This is a genomic window from Pontibacter sp. HJ8, assembly GCF_054824225.1.
Genome location: NZ_JSYF01000609.1, coordinates 1 through 1,812 on the forward strand (window position 1 = coordinate 1; position 1,812 = coordinate 1,812).

Consider the following 1,812-nt stretch of genomic DNA (forward strand, 5'->3'; position numbering starts at 1 on the left):
GCTCTTTCTATGTATGAGATCTTTACAGGTATGGAAGTAGAGAAACACAACTGAATACCCTTATCGGAGTGATGGATCAGATAACCTTGCAAGGTTTTTTTACAAGTGCCATTTCCAAAGCCCGGATGCATAACATAGCTGAAAGGCCTTCACTTAGAAATAATCTGACGATCATCATGCGGTTGCAGGTAACGGTGACCACACTCAGGTAAGAAAGCCCTCCTCCAGGCACAGGTAGGTGATGTCGTACGCATAGCTGGCCGTCGGCTCAGGACACATCCGCTTTTGGCTGTACCTACCTCTTGTGAGAGTAAGTACTCTTGCAAGACTTCCTGCTGCCTCGTTTTGAGAAGTTGATAGTACGCTGCTATAACCAAGCAATTAACAAAGCACTCCAACTACCTGAAAGAGCATTCTTTGCTGTACTATCGGGACTGGCTGGTGCCAGACTTTTTAGGATGGGCTATTGCCAGCCCACTGGAGTGCCTTGGAAAAACCATAACACTTATATCCAGGCCCGTGAAGACGCAACTACAAAAGGGCAACTTCACTCTCAACTCTTCCACCAAGCTTGTTTTTAGTGAGGTGACTAACAGCCCTGCCCTGCAGGTCCACTTCTGGACAGAGCAAATGAAAGTCCTTGAGTATGGGAGCACATGACTTTCCCACAGCCCTGATTAAAGACCCGACGGAGACCCCTGGGGGATGGCTGACGGCAACTTGGTTGTGTTTGACCCCATAGAGCGAAGAATCCTACGAAAAGCAAAAGTGTATGATGTGTCATCCATACGCACCCATCTATGAAGAGACACTTTCCTGGTGGTCCACCCCAATGGAACAATATACGGTACCGGTGAACAGAGAGCCTTCTCTGTTCGCCGGTACCCTCAGCGTCAAAATCCTTTGGAAGGTCTTTGACTTGTTAGCTATGAATGATGAGGGAATGCTTTACTTCGGCCAAGGAACTGATCTGTGGAGCTACACTCCTTGAGGGCTCGCCTCTACGGGTAGTGAGAGCAACAACCACCTCTAACAGAGGCCGGAAGGCTAACCCAATCCAGCTCTACAACATCCCCTTCTTCATTTGCTGACAGCATAAACAACCCTTGCTGTCAGGGCCGTGTAAGTCAGGAAGGGTTCTGTGTTCCAGTGGAGGTCATGCAGGCCCAGTCGGTCACAAATACGTTCTTGCAGGGAGGCAGTTGGTTGTACTTGTTCAGCAGAGACGTCTTGGTATCTCGTCCCATTCTCACGCCCCATCTCGTCGATGTCCAGACTTGGCGCCTGCCTGCTGTCATTGGTGTGCATGTTATCTTACGACTTGCCTTGTCGAGCATCTCCTCCATGTGCTGCAAGTAGAAATAGCATTTATACTAATCTTTAGATTTCTTATTTTCTTTTGATTCTGAGGCTTGCACTTTTGCGCATGTCCACCCCCTTTAACTAACCTTACTCCTTTGTTAAGTTCAGGAAAGCAACGATATCTTCTAAGCTTAAGTCTAGGTACTTCATTTGATTGAGGTCGAACAAACACAGCCAACTTTTTTCAGCCTCACTATATAATAGATGTGTGTAGCTATCAAAATCATCCCCAACTAAAAGTAAGCAAACACTCACATCAAAACCCTACAGCACAGCACTGCCAAAAAGCTCTATGAACATTCAGATCCAGTATATAACAGTCCATCGCGCCACTTTTACAGGACATCTGGACTATCAATAGATAACTGACATTCGCTCAACAACTTGAATATGGATTACCACACCTATACTATTCTTATAATATACTTTTTTTAAAAAAATATGCTTTTT

1 pseudogene is annotated in these 1,812 nt (G+C 45.8%); it reads right to left on the bottom strand.

Annotation, left to right across the window (positions count from 1 at the left end):
• Window positions 1–1,080 precede the first annotated feature (1,080 nt).
• A pseudogene (locus OB13_RS20005) lies at window positions 1,081–1,358 on the bottom strand (GMC oxidoreductase); the annotation flags it as partial.
• Window positions 1,359–1,812: the final 454 nt, after the last annotated feature.